Here is a 15,514-nt window from a genome sequence, read left to right as displayed (position 1 = left end):
CAACTGAAATCTGTTGTGCCGTTAGAGATAAACGGTCTTTAAGGGATTACGGTGCTTGCATCGGGGGTAAGATCTACACATAACGGGCGGGAAAACTCCCGTGAATGGCGCTTTCCGCCGGGGGAGCCGCCCCGTAAACGTTTTTCGGAAGGGGAGAAGGCTGTGAGAAGGAAAATTCTCATCACGGGAGCGTCGGGAAGAATCAGCAGCGTTCTGCTGGAAGGGCTGGACAGCTTGGATCGTTACGACATCACGGGGGCCGATCTGGAAGCCGATGAAACAGCCGGAGTCGTCCGGTTGGATGTGACGGATGCGGACCGTCTGGAGCAGCTGACGAAAGGCGTGGATACGATTCTGCATATCGCCTGGGCTAAGGACGACGAGGATTTCCTGGGGAAAGTGCTGCCGGTGAACGTGACGGGCGCTTACCAGGTCTATGAAGCCGCCCGCAAAAACGGAGTGAAGCGGGTCGTTTTCGCCAGCTCCAATCATGCGACGGGGTTTTACAAGGTCGGGGAGGATGTGGAGGTTACGGACCCTTACCGGCCGGACAGCTTTTACGGACTCAGCAAGTGTACTATCGAACTGCTCGGGCGCTTGTATGCGGATAAGTACGGCATTTCTTCTTTCAATATGCGGATCGGCAATTTTCCCGGCGATGACCGCCCTCATTCCGAACGTTCGGCTCACATCTGGATTTCGTCCCGGGACATGGTGCAGCTTGCCGAGCGCTGCATAGAAGCGGATGCGTCGATGAAGTACCTCGTCCTCTACGGAACGTCGGCGAATACAGGCAATTATTACGATATCGGGTATTTAAAAGAGCTGATCGGGTACGCTCCGCAGGACGATTCCGCCGTTCTGATGGAGGAAGCCCGGCAGCGGCGCGAGAAGATCAAGGAAGACGAAACCCCGTATCAGGGGGGAAGCTTCGTGGATAAGAAGCCTTCTTAGGAAGAGGGCGGAAGTTACATGTTAGGTGTACCTTCAGCTGTACCCGGAGCCGGACCCGGCTATCGGTCCGGCAGGCATGCAGGCAAAAACGTAACCCCCGGTATGAAAAATACCGGGGGTTTTGCGCTGCCTTCAAGCATGAACGGAACTGACATGTGCTTCGCTTCTCGTATGGAATCGAAACGTTTATACAGCCAGACAATTGTTTGAACGGAAATAGCCGCCCCTCAGATCCCGAAATGCCCGATCACCACGCCGCCGTAGACGAACGCGGCAATGATCACGAACGCCGGATGAATTTTGCGCCTTTGCATGGCCCAATACGCGACGGCGGCAATGCCGAGCGACTGCCAGATGCCGATGGATTGGACGGAGCCTTCCGCCATCTGCCAAGTCAGCACGACCATCATGACGGCGATGACCGGCTGGACGAGCAGCGTCATGCCTTTCACGACGGAGGACTGCCGGTGCTTCTGAAGGAGCTTCAGAAGCACGATCAGGGCAACCGCCGAAGGAACGACAGTGGCGGCTATGGCGACGGTCAGTCCGATCCAGCCGGCGGCGTCGTAGCCGACATAGGCGGCGAATTTCGTCGCGATCGGTCCGGGCAGCGTGTTGCCCAGCGCGAGGATGTTGGAAAACTGGCGGTCGTCCGCCCAGTGATAGTGCGTGACAACCTCCTGGTACACGAGGGGAATGGAGGACGGCCCTCCTCCGTAACCGAGGACGTTGGCGACGAAAAAACCGATGAACAGGTTCAGCCACTCTTCCATCATGAACCGTCCTCTTTTCCGTCATCCGTTGTGCCGCGTTTGCCCAGCTTGCCCCGCAGCCAGCGGACGGCTTTGAAATGAAAAGCGCCGTAAGCCAGGAAGACGATGATGACAATCGCCGCGTGGATCTGAATGACTTCGAGCATCACCAGCGACAGCGCGAAAAATCCGAAGCCCGCCGGCTTGCCGAGCCCTTTAACGGCCCGTTCGGCGAACTCGTAGGCCATCAGGCCGATCATCACGGCAACGACCGGGACGACGGCGGCGATCATCCCCTGCACGACGGTGGAGCTGCTCAAGTAGCCGACCGCGGAAAGCAGCGCGATCATCGCCAGCGACGAAGGCAAAATATGCGCGATGACGGCGACGACAGCGCCTAGTGTGCCTTTCTGCCGATAGCCGAGATAGGCGGCGATCTTCGTCGCGATCGGGCCGGGAAGGGCGTTGGCCAGGGCCAGAATCTCGCCGAATTCCTCGTCCTCCATCCAGCCGTAATGATTGACGGCTTCATACCGGATCAGAGGAATGACGGAGGGACCTCCGCCGTAGCCGAGAATGCCGGTTTTGACCATCGCCGAGGTCAGCTCGTAGTAAGGCTTTTGCCCGCGGGAAGCCTGATCCATCTTACAACCTCATTCCCATGCGGCTTTTGAACCGGGTGATGAGCACCTGGCAGTCCACACTCGTAATGCCCGGCAGCGGGTACAGCTTTTCTTTGAGGAACAATTCCATTTCATGGTGATCCGTAAAAAGCCCGTGCATATGCAGTTTGCTCGGACCGGTCATATGATAGAGGCTCGTTACTACAGGTTCCTCCGCCAGCTCGTCGGCCACTTGGTGCAGAAACTTGGGCTCTACCTCCACGTTAAAAAAGGCGGAAACCCCGATTCCGATTTTCTCGGGATTGATGACCGCGGTAAATCTTTCGATCACTCCCGTTTCCATCAGAGCTTGAATCCGTCCCTGCACGGCGACACGCGATAGTCCGATATCTTTGGCCAGGTCGGTATAGGAAATGCGGCCGTTGGCGTTCAAGGCCTGAATAATTTTGCGGTCGGTTTCGTCGATCCCCGCGGATTTGGTTCCCGGCGGCTCTTGGATATTCATTTTTCGGATCGTCTCCTCATTTTTCTTTTTTTGAAAACATATTGTCGGATAAGTAACTAAAAATATTTCGTTATGTAAGAATATATACGTATTTGATTTCGTTTTCAAATATTTTTTTGAAAATATTCCGCTATCCGCAAGTGGATAAGCCGGATTAATCCCGGAGCGAGGAGCTTCCGGGTCCGGAAATCCGGTTTTTGTATACGGGACCGGAACGATGCTTTCGCTGGTTCGGGGAAACCGGTTCTGCGGGTGGCGCAAAACTCCGAACCAGTGACCGGGCTCCGGGCCGCCCGGGCCGCCCGGTTAGTTTGGCCGGAAAGAGGCCGCCGCATCAGAGAGCAGGCCAAAAAGACCCGGCAGCAAGGCCGGATCTCCAGCGCAGCTCTTACAAAACGGCCTGCGCTTCCGCAAACTGGCTGTTCCACAAGGCGCTGTAAGCGCCGCCCCGCCGCATAAGTTCGTCATGGCTGCCGGTCTCGACGATACGGCCCCCGTCCATGACGCAGATCCGGTCGCAGTGCCGCACTCCGCTTAGCCGGTGAGAGATCATCACCGTCGTGATGCCGAGGCCGGCGACAAGCGAGGAAACGGCCTTCTCGGTGACGGCGTCCAGGCTGCTCGTCGCTTCGTCCATCAGAAGCAGGTGGGGCTTCTTCATGAGAGCCCTCGCTACCGAAAGCCTCTGGCGCTGGCCTCCCGACAAGTTGGAGCCGTTTTCCTCCAGCACCGTGTCGTAATGCTGGGGAAGCGAGGCGATAAAGTCGTGAATTTGCGCCTGCTTGCAAACTTCCGCGACTTCTTCCAGGGAAGGCTTGGGATCGAGTCCCAGACACAAGTTGTCGTACACCGTGCCGTGGTAGAAAAACGTTTCCTGCGGCACATACGCGATCCTGCTGCGAAGGACACCGGCGGGGATATCGCGCAGATCGTGTCCGCCAATCTCAATGCTTCCCTGCTCCGCTTCGAAAAACTTCATCAGCAGCTTCAGCAGGCTCGTTTTGCCGGAGCCGCTCGGTCCGACCAGCGCCGTCGAGGAACCTTCGCGTATCGTCAAATTCACATCGTTTAACGTAAGGGGCCGGCTACCGTAACGATAAGAAAGATGGCGGATCAGAAGATCTCCCCGCAGGTCAAGGGCATCCTTGGAGAAGGCAGCTTCATCCGGCGAAAGCTCTTTTTCCGGCGCTAAATCCATGTATTCACCCAGCCTGGAAGCGGCGACATAGGCCGATTGGAGCACGGGCTGAAGATCGATCAGCCGCTGAAGCGGGCTTAGAAAATAGGCTAGGAGCACGTTGAAGGTAATGAGCTGGCCGGCCGTGATCTGCCCCTGCAGCACCTGCCTGGCGCCGATCCACAGCAGGGCGACTCCGCTCATAAGCTGGAGGGCCGTTTTCAACGCCGACTGGACGTTGTTCATCAGGCCGTACTTAAACGCCGTAGCCAGAAACGCCTCGTATTTCACCCGTGCGGTTTCTTTAACCTCCTTTTGTGCGGTAGATGCTTTGATGGTCTCGATCCCTTTAATGGATTCGATGACATAGGAAGTCAGCTCGGCATTTTCGTTCATCATCTTCCGGTTGTACCGGTCAAACAATCCGCGGAAGCCCGCCATAATCAGCACGTACACCGGTACGAGCAGCAGCGTAAGGCCGAATAGAAGCGGATTCTGGTTATAAAGGACGGCAGCCGCTATCAGCAGCGTCAGGGAATCGACCGCGATATGAAGAGAGGCTTCGGAGAGCGCGTCCCGGACGTTGGAGGCGTCGGTCAGCCTGGAAGTGATTTCGCCGGTTTTGCGCGAACTGAAAAAGCTCATCGGCAGCGAAATGACGTGATTGTAATATTCCAGCACAAGACTGCGGTCGATGCGCTGGGCGAGATACAGGAACAGATGATTTCTCACGAAGTCGAGCAGGGTCTGGACCGCATAGAGGACAATAACGCCGACCGAGACGAGCGTGAGTGTGCCTTGAAGCTTTTCGGCCATAATCGTATCGAGCAGAATTTGAAAATAAAAAGCGCCGGCCATGCCGATCGCCGTTACGAGAAGCGAGGCGGCAAGAATCGGCGCGAGAAGCTTCCGGTTGCTGCGGAGCAGGGGGAAGAAGCGCTTCGCTGCGCCCGTTACCCGGCTGCCGGGTTTGAAGCGTTCGCCCGGTGTCAGCAGAATAAGCACGCCCGTCCACAGGTTCAGGAACTCCTCCGTTTTGTAAGTCCGCATGCCTTCGGCCGGATCGGCTGCAAGGACCTTATCCCCGGTAATCTTGTAGATCACGACATAATGCTGAACTTCCCTGTCGATCACATGCGCGATAGCCGGAAGTTCGAACCCGGCGAATAGAGCCGGGGCATCGCCTTTTACCGCTTCGGCGGTGAAGCCGAGCTTCTCGGCCCCCTGCACGATGCCGTAGGCGTTCGTCCCCGTATGATCCGTGCCGCAAGCTTCGCGGATCAGGGAGAGCGGCATTTTCAGGCCGTAATAGCGGGCCACGGCAGCCAGGCAGGCGGGAGCGCAATCTTTCCGGTCGTGCTGCCGGATACAAACCGGTTTTCGGTTAAAACTCAACACAATCACGCCTTCCTAGAACAGGTTCTTACCTTTAAATAACCCGTATAAGAGAGATTAATAACACGTTTTTAATAGTTGAAATCGCAAATTAAATGGATAATATTCCCTAATAACGATTGAATTTTGAAACTGCAGGTTAAATAAAGACGAGGATATTCAACCTACTTCGGAAAGGAGAACTTACAATGAAAACACTCAAAAGTAACCACTCTTTCACCAAGCTGGATGAAACCGAAATGATGAACGTCAACGGCGGCGACTGGAGGGACCATGCGCGCTGGACAGCTGATTTCGTGCGGGGCCTATTCTCGAATCCGCTCGGCTGCGGACTCGGCGATGTGACCGGACGCAACAGCAAACCGACCAAGGGCTGCTCGTCTTATCCGGCTAAAAACAGCAACTGCTAAATCAGGAAACGGGGCGGGGCCGGTTTAACCGGCCCTGTTTTCATTTCGATAGGCGGGGAAATGATAGAAGCATAAGGCTTCAATAGCGCAGAGGGGTGAGCGGATGGCTAACGCGGATCGGGATTGGCTTGTCAAGTACAGATACAATCTTCCATTCTTTGAAAACTTACATAAAGAGCTCGGCAACTCTGCGGAAAAGTCCTTGAACCCGGGGCCGGAGCAAGCATTCGGAGAGGAACATGCCCAAGCGGAGTCTGGGACAGCGCCCTCCGGGCCCGTCCGGTCCGAACCGCTGTCCGGCACGGAGGGGCGGTCGGAGAACCTGCTCCGCCGGATCGAAGAGCGGATTGCGCTGCTGGCTAAGGTGAGGGAGTGTTCGGATGAACTTGTCTCGCTTATCGGGGAAGAGCCGCCTCGCATGCGGGAAGAAATAGCCGCGCTGAGCGAAACCGAATACGGGGAACTGCCGGATACCCTGCTCCGGCCGGGCGGGGCGTCGATATCGGTCGTCATTCCCGTCTTCAATGAAGAACGGTGCATCGCGCGCTGCCTGGACAGTGTGCGGGGGCTTGCCGACGAGATCATCGTCTTGGATACGGGCTCGACCGACGGCACTGTCGACGTGATCCGCAGCAGCTTCCCGCACGTCCGGATGGAATTTGCGGAATGGCAGGACGATTTTGCCGAAATCCGCAACCGGCTGCACGATTTGGCGGCCGGAGACTGGATCTTCCAGCTGGACGCGGATGAAGCTTTGATCGGCGATGGAGCGGAGCTTAGGGCTTTTTTGCAGCTGTTCTATGATTGCCCGGCCGAAGCGCTTGTCGTCTCCCCAAAAATCGTTAACCATGACGGTCAGGAATTGACGCTGACCCGCAGGGTATACCGCCGGGAAGACGGGCTTCGCTACTATGGCGTCATTCATGAGGACCTTCGCAGGGAGATGGACGAAAGAGGCGGGGACCTGCGGCATCTGATGACGGATTTCATCCTGTCGCATGACGGATACGAGCCTCAGGTGATGAGGGCGAAGAACAAGCACGAGCGGAATATCCGGCTGGAGGAGCAGATGGTGTCTAGAGAACCGGATAACATCCGGTGGCATTACTTTCTGGCACGGGAGAAGCAGGAAGCGGGATATCCCGACCATGAAGTCGTGGAAGGAATCCGCAAAGGACTCCAGCTCAGAGGAACGCGTACCGAGCCGGATCATTTTCATCTGCGCAGCCTGCTGCTGCTGGCCGGTATACTGGACAGCCAGCCTCAATATAACGAGCCGCTGAATGCCCTGGCGGAGGAAATCAACGTGCTCTATCCCGAATGCACCGACGGGCTGTACTATCTGCTGTTGCATGAGTATACGGACGGGACGGGGACTCTGGTGACCCGGGCCGAATCGGGACTGAACCGGCTGAAGCAGCTGGAGCATCCGTATTCCCTGCTGCATCCGAGGAGCGATCACGTCATCCAACTGCTCGGGGAGATGTTTATGGCGGCGGGACAGTACAAGCGGGCATTCCATCTCTACTCCCGGATCTCCGATGAAAGAATCCTCCAAAATCTCCGGAATAGGCTGGGAGGCCTGCAGGACGAAATAGCCGCTTTTCTGGAGGGATAACCAAACATTTCCGCAAAAAGGTTTCTGCGCCGCGGTCAAGCTGCCGGCACGGGGGCCTTTTTTTCTATAACGAATCTTACTCTTGCAGGTATGCTCCGCCCTTTGGGATAATGAAATTATGAGGAATACCGGGAAACAGACAGACGGGCTTGTATTCAGGATGAAAAAGAGAGGAAGAGCCATCATGAGTTTATTTACGGAAGCAACCATTGCGGAGCTGCAGCAGGCTATGGAGCAGGGGGAATGCACGTCATTCCAACTGGTCCGGTATTATATGGAACGGATCGCGGCGTTCGACCGGCAGGGGCCGGTCATTAATTCGGTCCTGGAGCTGAATCCGGACGCCCTGCATCTGGCGGAGGCGGCAGACGCCCAAAGGCGGCTCGGACAAGTCCGCGGACCGCTTCACGGCATTCCCGTCCTGCTCAAGGACAACATTCAGACGGCGGATAACATGCACACAAGCGCGGGTTCCATTGCGCTCAAGAATCATTACGCTGGGGAAGACGCCTTCCTTGTCAAAAAGCTGAGAGAAGCCGGGGCGATTATCCTCGGCAAAGCGAACATGACGGAGTGGGCCAATTTCATGGCCGATGATATGATTTCCGGCTACAGCTCCCGCGGAGGCCAGGTGCTGAACCCGTACGGGGCGGACCTGTACGCCGGTGGATCGAGCACGGGAAGCGGCGCCTCCGTGGCCATCGACGTCACAACGGCGGCCGTCGGAACCGAGACGTCGGGCTCCATTCTCAGCCCGGCGGTCCACAACTCCGTCGTCGGCATCAAGCCGACGCTGGGCCGCATTTCGCGCAGCGGGATCATTCCGCTCGCGCACAGCCAGGACACCGCCGGACCGATGGCCCGGACGGTGGCGGACGCCACCGCGCTGCTGAGCGTGCTCTGCGGGTACGACCCGCAGGATGCGGCGACAGGCAGCGCGGCCGGCCTGGAAGAGCCGGACTTTACCGTCCATCTGGACAAGGACGGCTTGAAAGGCGCGAGGATCGGCATTCCGCGCAGCGAGCACCTGGACCCGCTCACCGACGAAGAGCGGGAGCTTTTCGAAAGCCTCCTGGAGGAAATCCGGGAGGCGGGCGCGGTCATCGTCGATCCGGTGGAGATCCCTTCGCTGGAGGAGCTGTCCCGGCACCGCTCGGAGGTGCTCTTTTACGAGTTTAAGGCGGATATCAACGCGTATCTGGGCAGACTTCCGGCAGGATTGCCCGTGCATACGCTGCAGGAGCTGATCGCCTTTAACGAGGCTCACGCGGACGAAGCGCTGAAGTACGGGCAGGGGGTGCTGATCCGGTCGGAAGCTACATCGGGCAGGCTGACCGAACCCGAATATCTGCTGCACCGGCTGGCCGATCTCCGCTTGTCCCGTACGGAAGGGATCGACTACGCGATGGAGAAGCATCAGCTCGATGCGCTTCTGTTCCCGAACACGGCGGGCGACGATATCGCGGCCAAAGCCGGGTATCCTTCCATCGCCGTGCCGGGGGGCTACTTGCAGAGCGGGATGCCTTTCGGCGTGATGTTCACGGGAGGAGCTTTCGCGGAGCCCGTGCTCATCAAGCTGGCTTACGCCTTCGAGCAGCTCCGCCCGCGGAGAAAGCCGCCGGTGCTGGGCTAACGCCCGCAGAGGAAACCATCGGATCGGGGCTAACCGGCTCGGGTGTTTTCGATTTACCGAAGAAATCGGAGGGCTGACCGCCCTCCGGCGGCGCCATACCGCGGTGGTTGACCACCGTCATGTGACGCCGAGTACCGCGCGCTGGGAGCTTCGCGCGGTGCGGAAAACGCTAGGCGTTCCGCGCAGGTGTGAAAAGACCGCGCCCAGAGCTGGAGAACCGGCTGGGCTTCCGGCTTCCGGCCGATTGCTGCAAACAAAACCCCCGCGGTGCACTTCAATCCGCGGGGGTTTCTTTTTTTCCGGCCAGCACATCTTCGAGATAAGTCTTGTTGGCCAAAGCCTGGCGGTCGCCGGGACGATACTCCAGCACGGCCTCATTGTGCCGGTGTGCCAGTTCGTGCTCGCCGAGCCGGTCGTAGCAGACGCAAAGCTGCAGATGCGGGAGCCAGGTCGAGCAGGCGACATGGGTCAGCGCCCACGAATCGGCAAGCTTTCCCGCCTGCAAAGCGGCCTCGTACCAGTATGCGGCGGTGCGGTACTGCTTTTTCTGCAAAAAAGCATAGCCCAAACGGCAGCAAAACTCCGCACGGGGGCTTGCGTAGAGGAATGAGCGAAACACGCTGTCCAGCTCCCGCTTCTCGTCCCCGAGCGCGTGAAAACAGTCCGCCAGCCTGCCGCATGCGGAGATGTTGTCCTCGACCCAGCCGTTTCCGGTTCCGAGAAATTCCTCGTAGTAATGGATGGCCCGGTTGTACAGTTTGTGGTCTTTCAATTCATTCGCGAAATAAAACAAGTCCCGCGGCGAGAAGGCTTCTCCCTGCGCCAGCCGGTTTTCGTAGATGCGTAAATTGCGGCCGCTGTCGTGATGCAGGGCCCGGTGGGTGACAGCGATATCCGTCGTCCGGACATTCCCGCGGACCTCCAGATATTCATGTACGGGCCCGTGCCAGAGGAAGCCGCAGCTTCTCTTGACGAGCCGGTTGCGCCGGATGCTGGCGGATACTTGGCCGAATTCGTCAAAAGCGAGGTTGTAAACCATATTAACCGCGTCTACGGAGGATTCCAGGGTTTGCTTGAGCGAGGCGAGCTTGATCCGGTCCGGCTCCTCGAATACGTCGTCCGCGTCCAGCCAGAGGATATACTCTTTTTCGGCCAGGCTGAACGAATAATTGCGGGCGGCGGCGAAATCGTCGACCCATAGGAAGTGATAAATCCGATCCGTATATTCCCGCACGATGGGGACCGTCCGGTCCGTGGAGCCCGTATCCACGATGACGATCTCGTCCGCGAGATCCGCCACGGACGCAAGACAGCGCCCGATATGGTCTTCTTCGTTCTTCACGATCATGCAAAGGCTGATGGTAGGCACGACAATCCCTCCCGAAGGTTGCTTACAGCATCCTATTCAGCTTGCGGGAGGGTGTGACGGGCTGTCCGCCTGCCGGGCTATATGCTGCCGCCAAAGCGGAGGGAACCTGCGGATGCGGAGTAAGCCCGGGGATGCGGAGTGAGCCGTGACAGGCTGCGGACGGGACTAGAACCTAGGGCCTCCGGGCCAAGAGCGTGACGAGCTGCCGGCCGTGACTACACAATCCGATGAAAAATCGTGGATTGCGGCCAAGGTCGGCCGTCGGGGAAGTTTACCGGGACGGAACATCGGCGCCTTTTTCACCGAGAACCTGCTCCACTTTGGTGATGTGCTGCTCCATTCGTGCGGAAGCCTCCTGCGGCTGCCTGGAGCGGATGGCGTCGAAAATGGCCTGATGCTCGCGCAGCAGACGCTCCGCCGACGAACGCTCGGCGTAAAACCAGAGCGCACGCGTGTCTTTCATGCTGTCGTGCAGCTTCTGCGAAAGCGACGCCATCAGATCGGCCAGCACGGGATTGTGCGTGGCGGCCGCGATCTGCTCATGGAAGCGGACATCCGCCTGCTCGCTCAGAGCTTCGTCGCCGAGATGCTCCTCCATGCTGCGGAGGGTGTCCGAGAGTGCGGCGAGATCGGCCTCCGTCCGGCTGACGGCGGCAAGAGAGGCGCAGCCGGTCTCCAGCACTCGTCTGACCTCGAGGATGTGCCGCAGCGACTCGGCCCGGCCGACCCATTCCGGGTGCAGCAGGCCCGGGTGCGGGGGCTCGGAGGGAAGCGCCTTGACGAAGGTGCCGCCGCCCTGCCGGATATCGAGCAGGCCCATCGCCTTCAGGACGCTCAGCGCTTCGCGGATCGTGGAACGGCCCACGCCGTACTGTGCGGCCAGTTCCACAACGGAAGAGAGGCGGTCGCCGACGGAGAGCCGTCCTTCCTCCAGCTGCTTCCGGAGATCGTTCAACACCCATTCGTGACTTTTAAGCGGCCGTCCGTTCGTATTTACATTCATCTGATAAGCCCCCGTATTAAAAATTTTAATTTCCGGCTTCCGGTTGATTTATTTTAGTGTATACTTAATTGTAAAGAAAGTCATCAGATGACCTGATCTATTAATGAAATTTATTTCAACTTTTAAATGCGTCACTATTAGCAATCGCATGGAAATGAAGACGTTTTCAGGGGCGGACCGATTTTAAAAAAGGGGTGCTGAATTTGCTGAACGAACAAGTCAGACAAAAATTGATCGCCATTGCAGGCGCGGAAGGGTTCAAAGACGATCCCCAGTCGCTCGTGACCCATTCCTACGACGGGACGCCGATGCTCCAGTCGCTGCCCGACGGCGTGATTTATCCGGCCGATACAATGCAGGTGTCGGAAATTATGAAGGTGCTGAACGAGCACCGGGTACCGCTTATCAGCCGCGGTTCGGGGACGAATTTGTGCGGGGGAACCGTGCCGGTACAGGGCGGAGTCGTGATGGTGATGCACCGGATGAACCGCATTCTGGAGGTCGATCTGGAAAATTTGACCGCTGTCGTGCAGCCGGGTTTGAATACGAAACAGTTTATCACCCATGTGGAGTCTTTGGGGCTTTTTTACCCGCCGGACCCGAGCTCCATGTCGATCTCCACGATCGGAGGCAACATCGCCGAGTGCTCGGGCGGGCTGCGCGGGCTGAAATACGGAACGACGAAGGATTATGTCATCGGCCTGGAAGCGGTGCTTCCGAACGGGGAAATTATCCGCACCGGCGGCAAGTTGATGAAAGACGTGGCCGGTTATGACCTTACGAAGCTGCTCGTCGGATCGGAAGGGACGCTGGCCGTCATTACGGAAGCGACTTTGAAGCTGATTCCGCCGCCGAAGGCGAAAAAGACGATGCTGGCGATGTACAAAGATTTGTACGGCGCGGCGCGCACCGTTTCGAAAATTATCGAGAACCGGATCATACCCGCAACGCTTGAATTTCTCGACAATCCGACGATCCGGGTGGTCGATGATTTCGCTAAGCTGGGGCTGCCTCTCGATATGGAAGCGATTCTTCTGATCGAGCAGGATGGCGACCCCGCCACGGTGGAGCGGGATATCGCGCTGATCGAGAACATCTGCCGCAGCGAAAACGCGGCCCGCATCGCCGTGGCGGCGAACGAAGAGGAAGCGCTGAAGCTGCTGACGGCAAGGCGCAGCGCGTTCACTGCGCTTGCAAGGCTGCGTCCGACGACGATATTGGAGGATGCGACGGTGCCCCGCTCCAAAATCGCCGACATGGTGATGGAGATTAACCGGATCGCCAAGAAGCATAACGTCACCATCTGTACGTTCGGGCATGCGGGCGACGGAAACCTTCATCCGACGGCGACGACGGATGCGCGCGATCCGGAGGAGGTTCACCGGGTAGAGGCGGCTTTCGAGGAAATTTTCGAAGCGGCGATCGAGCTCGGGGGGACGATTACCGGGGAACACGGAGTCGGCCTCGTCAAAGCTCCTTTCCTGGAGTGGAAAGTAGGCGCGGCGGGCATTGAGGTCATGAAGGGGATCAAGCAGGCGTTCGATCCGCTTAACCTGCTCAATCCCGGCAAAGTTTTCGCCAAAGAATCACGCAAAAGGGTGGTGATCGACCGTGGCTGAGAATGCAGCATGCACCACGAGCAATCCGCTGGCACAGAAGCTGAAGCTCCGCCTGGACGAGGACCAGCTGACCAACTGCATGCGCTGCGGCTTCTGTCTTCCTGCCTGCCCGACGTTCCGCGAAACGGGCATCGAGGCAGAGTCCCCGCGCGGACGTATCGCGCTTATGAAGGCAGTCGCGGACGGGATTATGGCGCCGGATGCCGCCTTCGAAGAGCAGATGAACCACTGCCTCGGATGCCGGGCCTGCGAACCGGCCTGCCCCGCTGACGTGAAGTACGGGCAGCTTATCGAGCAGGCGCGCGATGCGATCGAGGATCACACGGACAGTCACCGCGGCTGGGTGAAGCTTGCCCGCCGCACGGCGTTCAAGGCGGTATTTCCGAAGCAGAACCGGATGAAGCTGCTCGGCGGCGCGCTGGGATTTTACCAGCGTTCGGGGCTGCAGAAAATCACGCGGGGCAGCGGCATCATGAAGCTGTTCCCTGATCATATGAGGGAAATGGAACAGGTTTTGCCGGAGTCGTCCTCGCGCGGCGTGATCGAGCGGATCGGCAGCCGTCATGCGGCTGTCGGGGCCAAGATCGCGACCGTGGGGCTTTTCCGGGGCTGCCTGATGGATGTCATGTTCACGGATACGAACGTTCATACGGTTGAGCTGCTCACGCAAGCGGGCTTCGAAGTGGTGATCCCGGACACGCAGAACTGCTGCGGCGCGCTTCATGCGCACAGCGGGGAGGCGGACGGGGCACGCTCGCTGGCCCGCGGCAACATCCGCGCCTTCCGGGAAGCCGGCGTGGATTATATCGTCTCCAACGCGGGCGGATGCGGTGCCATCCTGACGGAGTACGACCATCTGCTGCACGAGGATGCGCAGTGGAAGGACGACGCGGCGTGGTTTGCCGCCCGCGTCAAGGACGTCAGCGACCTGCTCGTCAACTTCGGCCGGGTGCCGAAATTCGCCGAGCAGGGCTGGGCTCTCGCGGGGGGCGGCCTAGGCGCGGCGGCAGCGGGTGCCTGCGCGGCTTCCGGCGGCAGCGATGCCACCGGAGCAGTCGAGGTGCAGGCCGCAACTGCAGCGGGGCAGACGGCTGCTGACGCTACCGCAGCGCGCACCGCCGAAGCCGCGCCGGGCGGCCCGGCATCCGCCGGCGGCACGACGGCCGCTCCGGCGGACATCGGCGCCGAGCTCGCGGCCATCGACGACGCGTCCGCGCAGGCGGCCTGCGCCGCAACCGCGTCCGCGGCGGCCCCGCCTTCCGTGCGCATCACGTACCAGGATTCCTGCCATCTGCGCAATGTGATGCGCTCCTCCGACGCTCCGCGCAAGCTTATGCGGCAGGTGGCGGGCGTCGAGTACGTGGAGATGTTCGAAGCCGACCGCTGCTGCGGTTCGGCGGGAATCTATAATCTGACCCAGCCGGAAATGGCCAATCAGATTTTGGATCACAAAATGGTCCACGCCAACGCCACGGACGCCCGTTATCTGCTGACGAGCAATCCCGGCTGCCTGCTTCAAATGAAGCTGGGCAACGAGCGTCACGGGGACGGCAGCATGAAGGTCATGCATGTCGTCGATTTTCTCCATGAGCGGCTGCTCGGGGACAGATAAGGCCGTCTGCGATTCTTTAAACCCTTCGGTTAACGGAAGGGTTTTTCTTTTTTTTGCTGCGATTCGTTACCTGTTATCTTTGCCGAAATGCCGTCGGAACGCTTACTTATTAATGACGTGAATGATACAATGAACCCAACATCATGAATTACCGAGGGGAGAAATAAAGGTTGGCATACACCCGCGGGAACTGCCGACTTAGGCTGCTGCTTCAAAGGGCCGGGATGAAACAGGCTGAATTGGCACGGAGGACGGGCTATTCGAGGCATCAAATCTCCAACTGGGTCAACGATCGGGAGAAGATGTCTTTCGATGCGGCCGCCACAGTCGCTTTCACTCTTGACTGCCATATGGAGGAGCTTTATGAATTCCATGAAGGATGAGCCTATGTCGGCTCTTCTCCGGTTATTTTGTATAGACATAACTATACAAATCATGTATGATGAACTTGTTGTAAATCCCATTTATTGGAGGTTTGAAAGAATTGGAGAATGCGCTGCAATTGTGTGTCCGGCTTCTTAATCAGGCTATCGAATACAATAAAACTTCAAAGCTTTACGATTCCTTGGGTTACAAAGGACAAGCCAAGAGATACGCTCATAAAGCGGAGGCGTTTAACGAATCCGCTTATATAGCCACGAGTTGTTACGGAATCTCCTTTACCGACGTCATCGAAGCGGTATCTTTGGGAGATCTTCCGGAGGGTAAAAATTAGAGGAACTTGATTACTTTTCTAGGTCCGGCCGATTCACAAAAGAAGTCCCGAATAAAACCCGATTTTACGGGTGAAAGAAAATTGAAAGCGCTTTTATTTGAAATGGCATACGAAAATTTTATTTCCAGA

The 15,514-nt window shown here is 58.0% G+C and carries 14 protein-coding genes; 8 read left to right on the top strand and 6 right to left on the bottom strand.

The features are described from left to right. Positions 1-162: 162 nt before the first annotated feature. Positions 163-954, top strand: coding sequence for an NAD-dependent epimerase/dehydratase family protein (locus AC58P5_RS14400; protein WP_497387540.1), 792 nt, complete (start codon positions 163-165; stop codon positions 952-954). Positions 955-1,181: 227 nt separating this feature from the next. Here the strand turns inward: AC58P5_RS14400 and chrA are convergent, their stop codons facing one another. The 4 genes from chrA to AC58P5_RS14380 form a co-directional block, all read right to left on the bottom strand. Continuing rightward, positions 1,182-1,727 (bottom strand): chromate efflux transporter ChrA, encoded by a 546-nt coding sequence (chrA, locus tag AC58P5_RS14395; protein ID WP_497387592.1) that lies wholly within the window; start codon positions 1,725-1,727, stop codon positions 1,182-1,184. Further along, positions 1,727-2,350 carry a chromate efflux transporter ChrB gene (gene chrB / locus AC58P5_RS14390; protein WP_497387538.1) on the bottom strand — a complete coding sequence of 208 codons (624 nt, stop codon included), beginning with the start codon at positions 2,348-2,350 and terminating at the stop codon, positions 1,727-1,729. Before chrB ends, chrA begins: the two co-directional genes overlap by 1 nt. A 1-nt stretch (position 2,351) precedes the next feature. Continuing rightward, positions 2,352-2,834: a chromate efflux transcriptional regulator ChrS gene (gene chrS / locus AC58P5_RS14385; protein ID WP_497387536.1), complete on the bottom strand. Its 483-nt coding sequence runs from the start codon at positions 2,832-2,834 to the stop codon at positions 2,352-2,354. Positions 2,835-3,222: 388 nt separating this feature from the next. Then, a complete protein-coding gene (locus AC58P5_RS14380) occupies positions 3,223-5,409 on the bottom strand; it encodes a peptidase domain-containing ABC transporter (protein ID WP_497387534.1) in 2,187 nt (728 codons plus the stop codon). Positions 5,410-5,594: 185 nt separating this feature from the next. Here AC58P5_RS14380 and AC58P5_RS14375 point away from each other — a divergent pair, with 185 nt between their 5' ends. From AC58P5_RS14375 to AC58P5_RS14365, 3 genes are all read left to right on the top strand, one after another. Next, positions 5,595-5,816: a bacteriocin-type signal sequence gene (locus AC58P5_RS14375; protein WP_497387533.1), complete on the top strand. Its 222-nt coding sequence runs from the start codon at positions 5,595-5,597 to the stop codon at positions 5,814-5,816. A 103-nt stretch (positions 5,817-5,919) separates the two neighbouring features. Then, positions 5,920-7,434: a glycosyltransferase family 2 protein gene (locus tag AC58P5_RS14370; protein WP_497387531.1), complete on the top strand. Its 1,515-nt coding sequence runs from the start codon at positions 5,920-5,922 to the stop codon at positions 7,432-7,434. Positions 7,435-7,618: 184 nt separating this feature from the next. After that, positions 7,619-9,067 carry an amidase gene (locus AC58P5_RS14365; RefSeq protein WP_497387529.1) on the top strand — a complete coding sequence of 483 codons (1,449 nt, stop codon included), beginning with the start codon at positions 7,619-7,621 and terminating at the stop codon, positions 9,065-9,067. Positions 9,068-9,341: 274 nt separating this feature from the next. Here the strand turns inward: AC58P5_RS14365 and AC58P5_RS14360 are convergent, their stop codons facing one another. Both AC58P5_RS14360 and AC58P5_RS14355 read right to left on the bottom strand, forming a co-directional pair. Further along, a complete protein-coding gene (locus tag AC58P5_RS14360; RefSeq protein WP_497387527.1) occupies positions 9,342-10,436 on the bottom strand; it encodes a tetratricopeptide repeat-containing glycosyltransferase family 2 protein in 1,095 nt (364 codons plus the stop codon). A 271-nt stretch (positions 10,437-10,707) separates the two neighbouring features. After that, positions 10,708-11,439, bottom strand: coding sequence for a FadR/GntR family transcriptional regulator (locus tag AC58P5_RS14355; protein WP_497387525.1), 732 nt, complete (start codon positions 11,437-11,439; stop codon positions 10,708-10,710). 203 nt (positions 11,440-11,642) lie between these two features. Here AC58P5_RS14355 and AC58P5_RS14350 point away from each other — a divergent pair, with 203 nt between their 5' ends. From AC58P5_RS14350 to AC58P5_RS14335, 4 genes are all read left to right on the top strand, one after another. Continuing rightward, positions 11,643-13,058: an FAD-linked oxidase C-terminal domain-containing protein gene (locus tag AC58P5_RS14350; protein ID WP_497387523.1), complete on the top strand. Its 1,416-nt coding sequence runs from the start codon at positions 11,643-11,645 to the stop codon at positions 13,056-13,058. After that, positions 13,051-14,670 (top strand): (Fe-S)-binding protein, encoded by a 1,620-nt coding sequence (locus AC58P5_RS14345; RefSeq protein ID WP_497387521.1) that lies wholly within the window; start codon positions 13,051-13,053, stop codon positions 14,668-14,670. The genes AC58P5_RS14350 and AC58P5_RS14345 overlap by 8 nt, the downstream gene beginning before the upstream one ends. Positions 14,671-14,840: 170 nt before the next feature. Next, positions 14,841-15,053 (top strand): helix-turn-helix domain-containing protein, encoded by a 213-nt coding sequence (locus tag AC58P5_RS14340; protein WP_016423834.1) that lies wholly within the window; start codon positions 14,841-14,843, stop codon positions 15,051-15,053. 101 nt (positions 15,054-15,154) lie between these two features. Next, positions 15,155-15,385 (top strand): hypothetical protein, encoded by a 231-nt coding sequence (locus tag AC58P5_RS14335; protein WP_497387519.1) that lies wholly within the window; start codon positions 15,155-15,157, stop codon positions 15,383-15,385. Positions 15,386-15,514 lie beyond the last annotated feature (129 nt).

This window comes from Paenibacillus sp. JT31N7, from assembly GCF_059692095.1.
Note: the sequence above shows the minus strand (reverse complement) of the source record. Positions and strands in the feature narration are given on the sequence as shown.

Coding starts and splice junctions, on each gene's coding strand:
- chrA (WP_497387592.1), bottom strand. CDS start 1,727: ATGGAAGAGTGGCTGAACCTGTTCATCGGTTTTTTCGTCGCCAACGTC.
- chrB (WP_497387538.1), bottom strand. CDS start 2,350: ATGGATCAGGCTTCCCGCGGGCAAAAGCCTTACTACGAGCTGACCTCG.
- chrS (WP_497387536.1), bottom strand. CDS start 2,834: ATGAATATCCAAGAGCCGCCGGGAACCAAATCCGCGGGGATCGACGAA.
- AC58P5_RS14375 (WP_497387533.1), top strand. CDS start 5,595: ATGAAAACACTCAAAAGTAACCACTCTTTCACCAAGCTGGATGAAACC.
- AC58P5_RS14370 (WP_497387531.1), top strand. CDS start 5,920: ATGGCTAACGCGGATCGGGATTGGCTTGTCAAGTACAGATACAATCTT.
- AC58P5_RS14365 (WP_497387529.1), top strand. CDS start 7,619: ATGAGTTTATTTACGGAAGCAACCATTGCGGAGCTGCAGCAGGCTATG.
- AC58P5_RS14355 (WP_497387525.1), bottom strand. CDS start 11,439: ATGAATGTAAATACGAACGGACGGCCGCTTAAAAGTCACGAATGGGTG.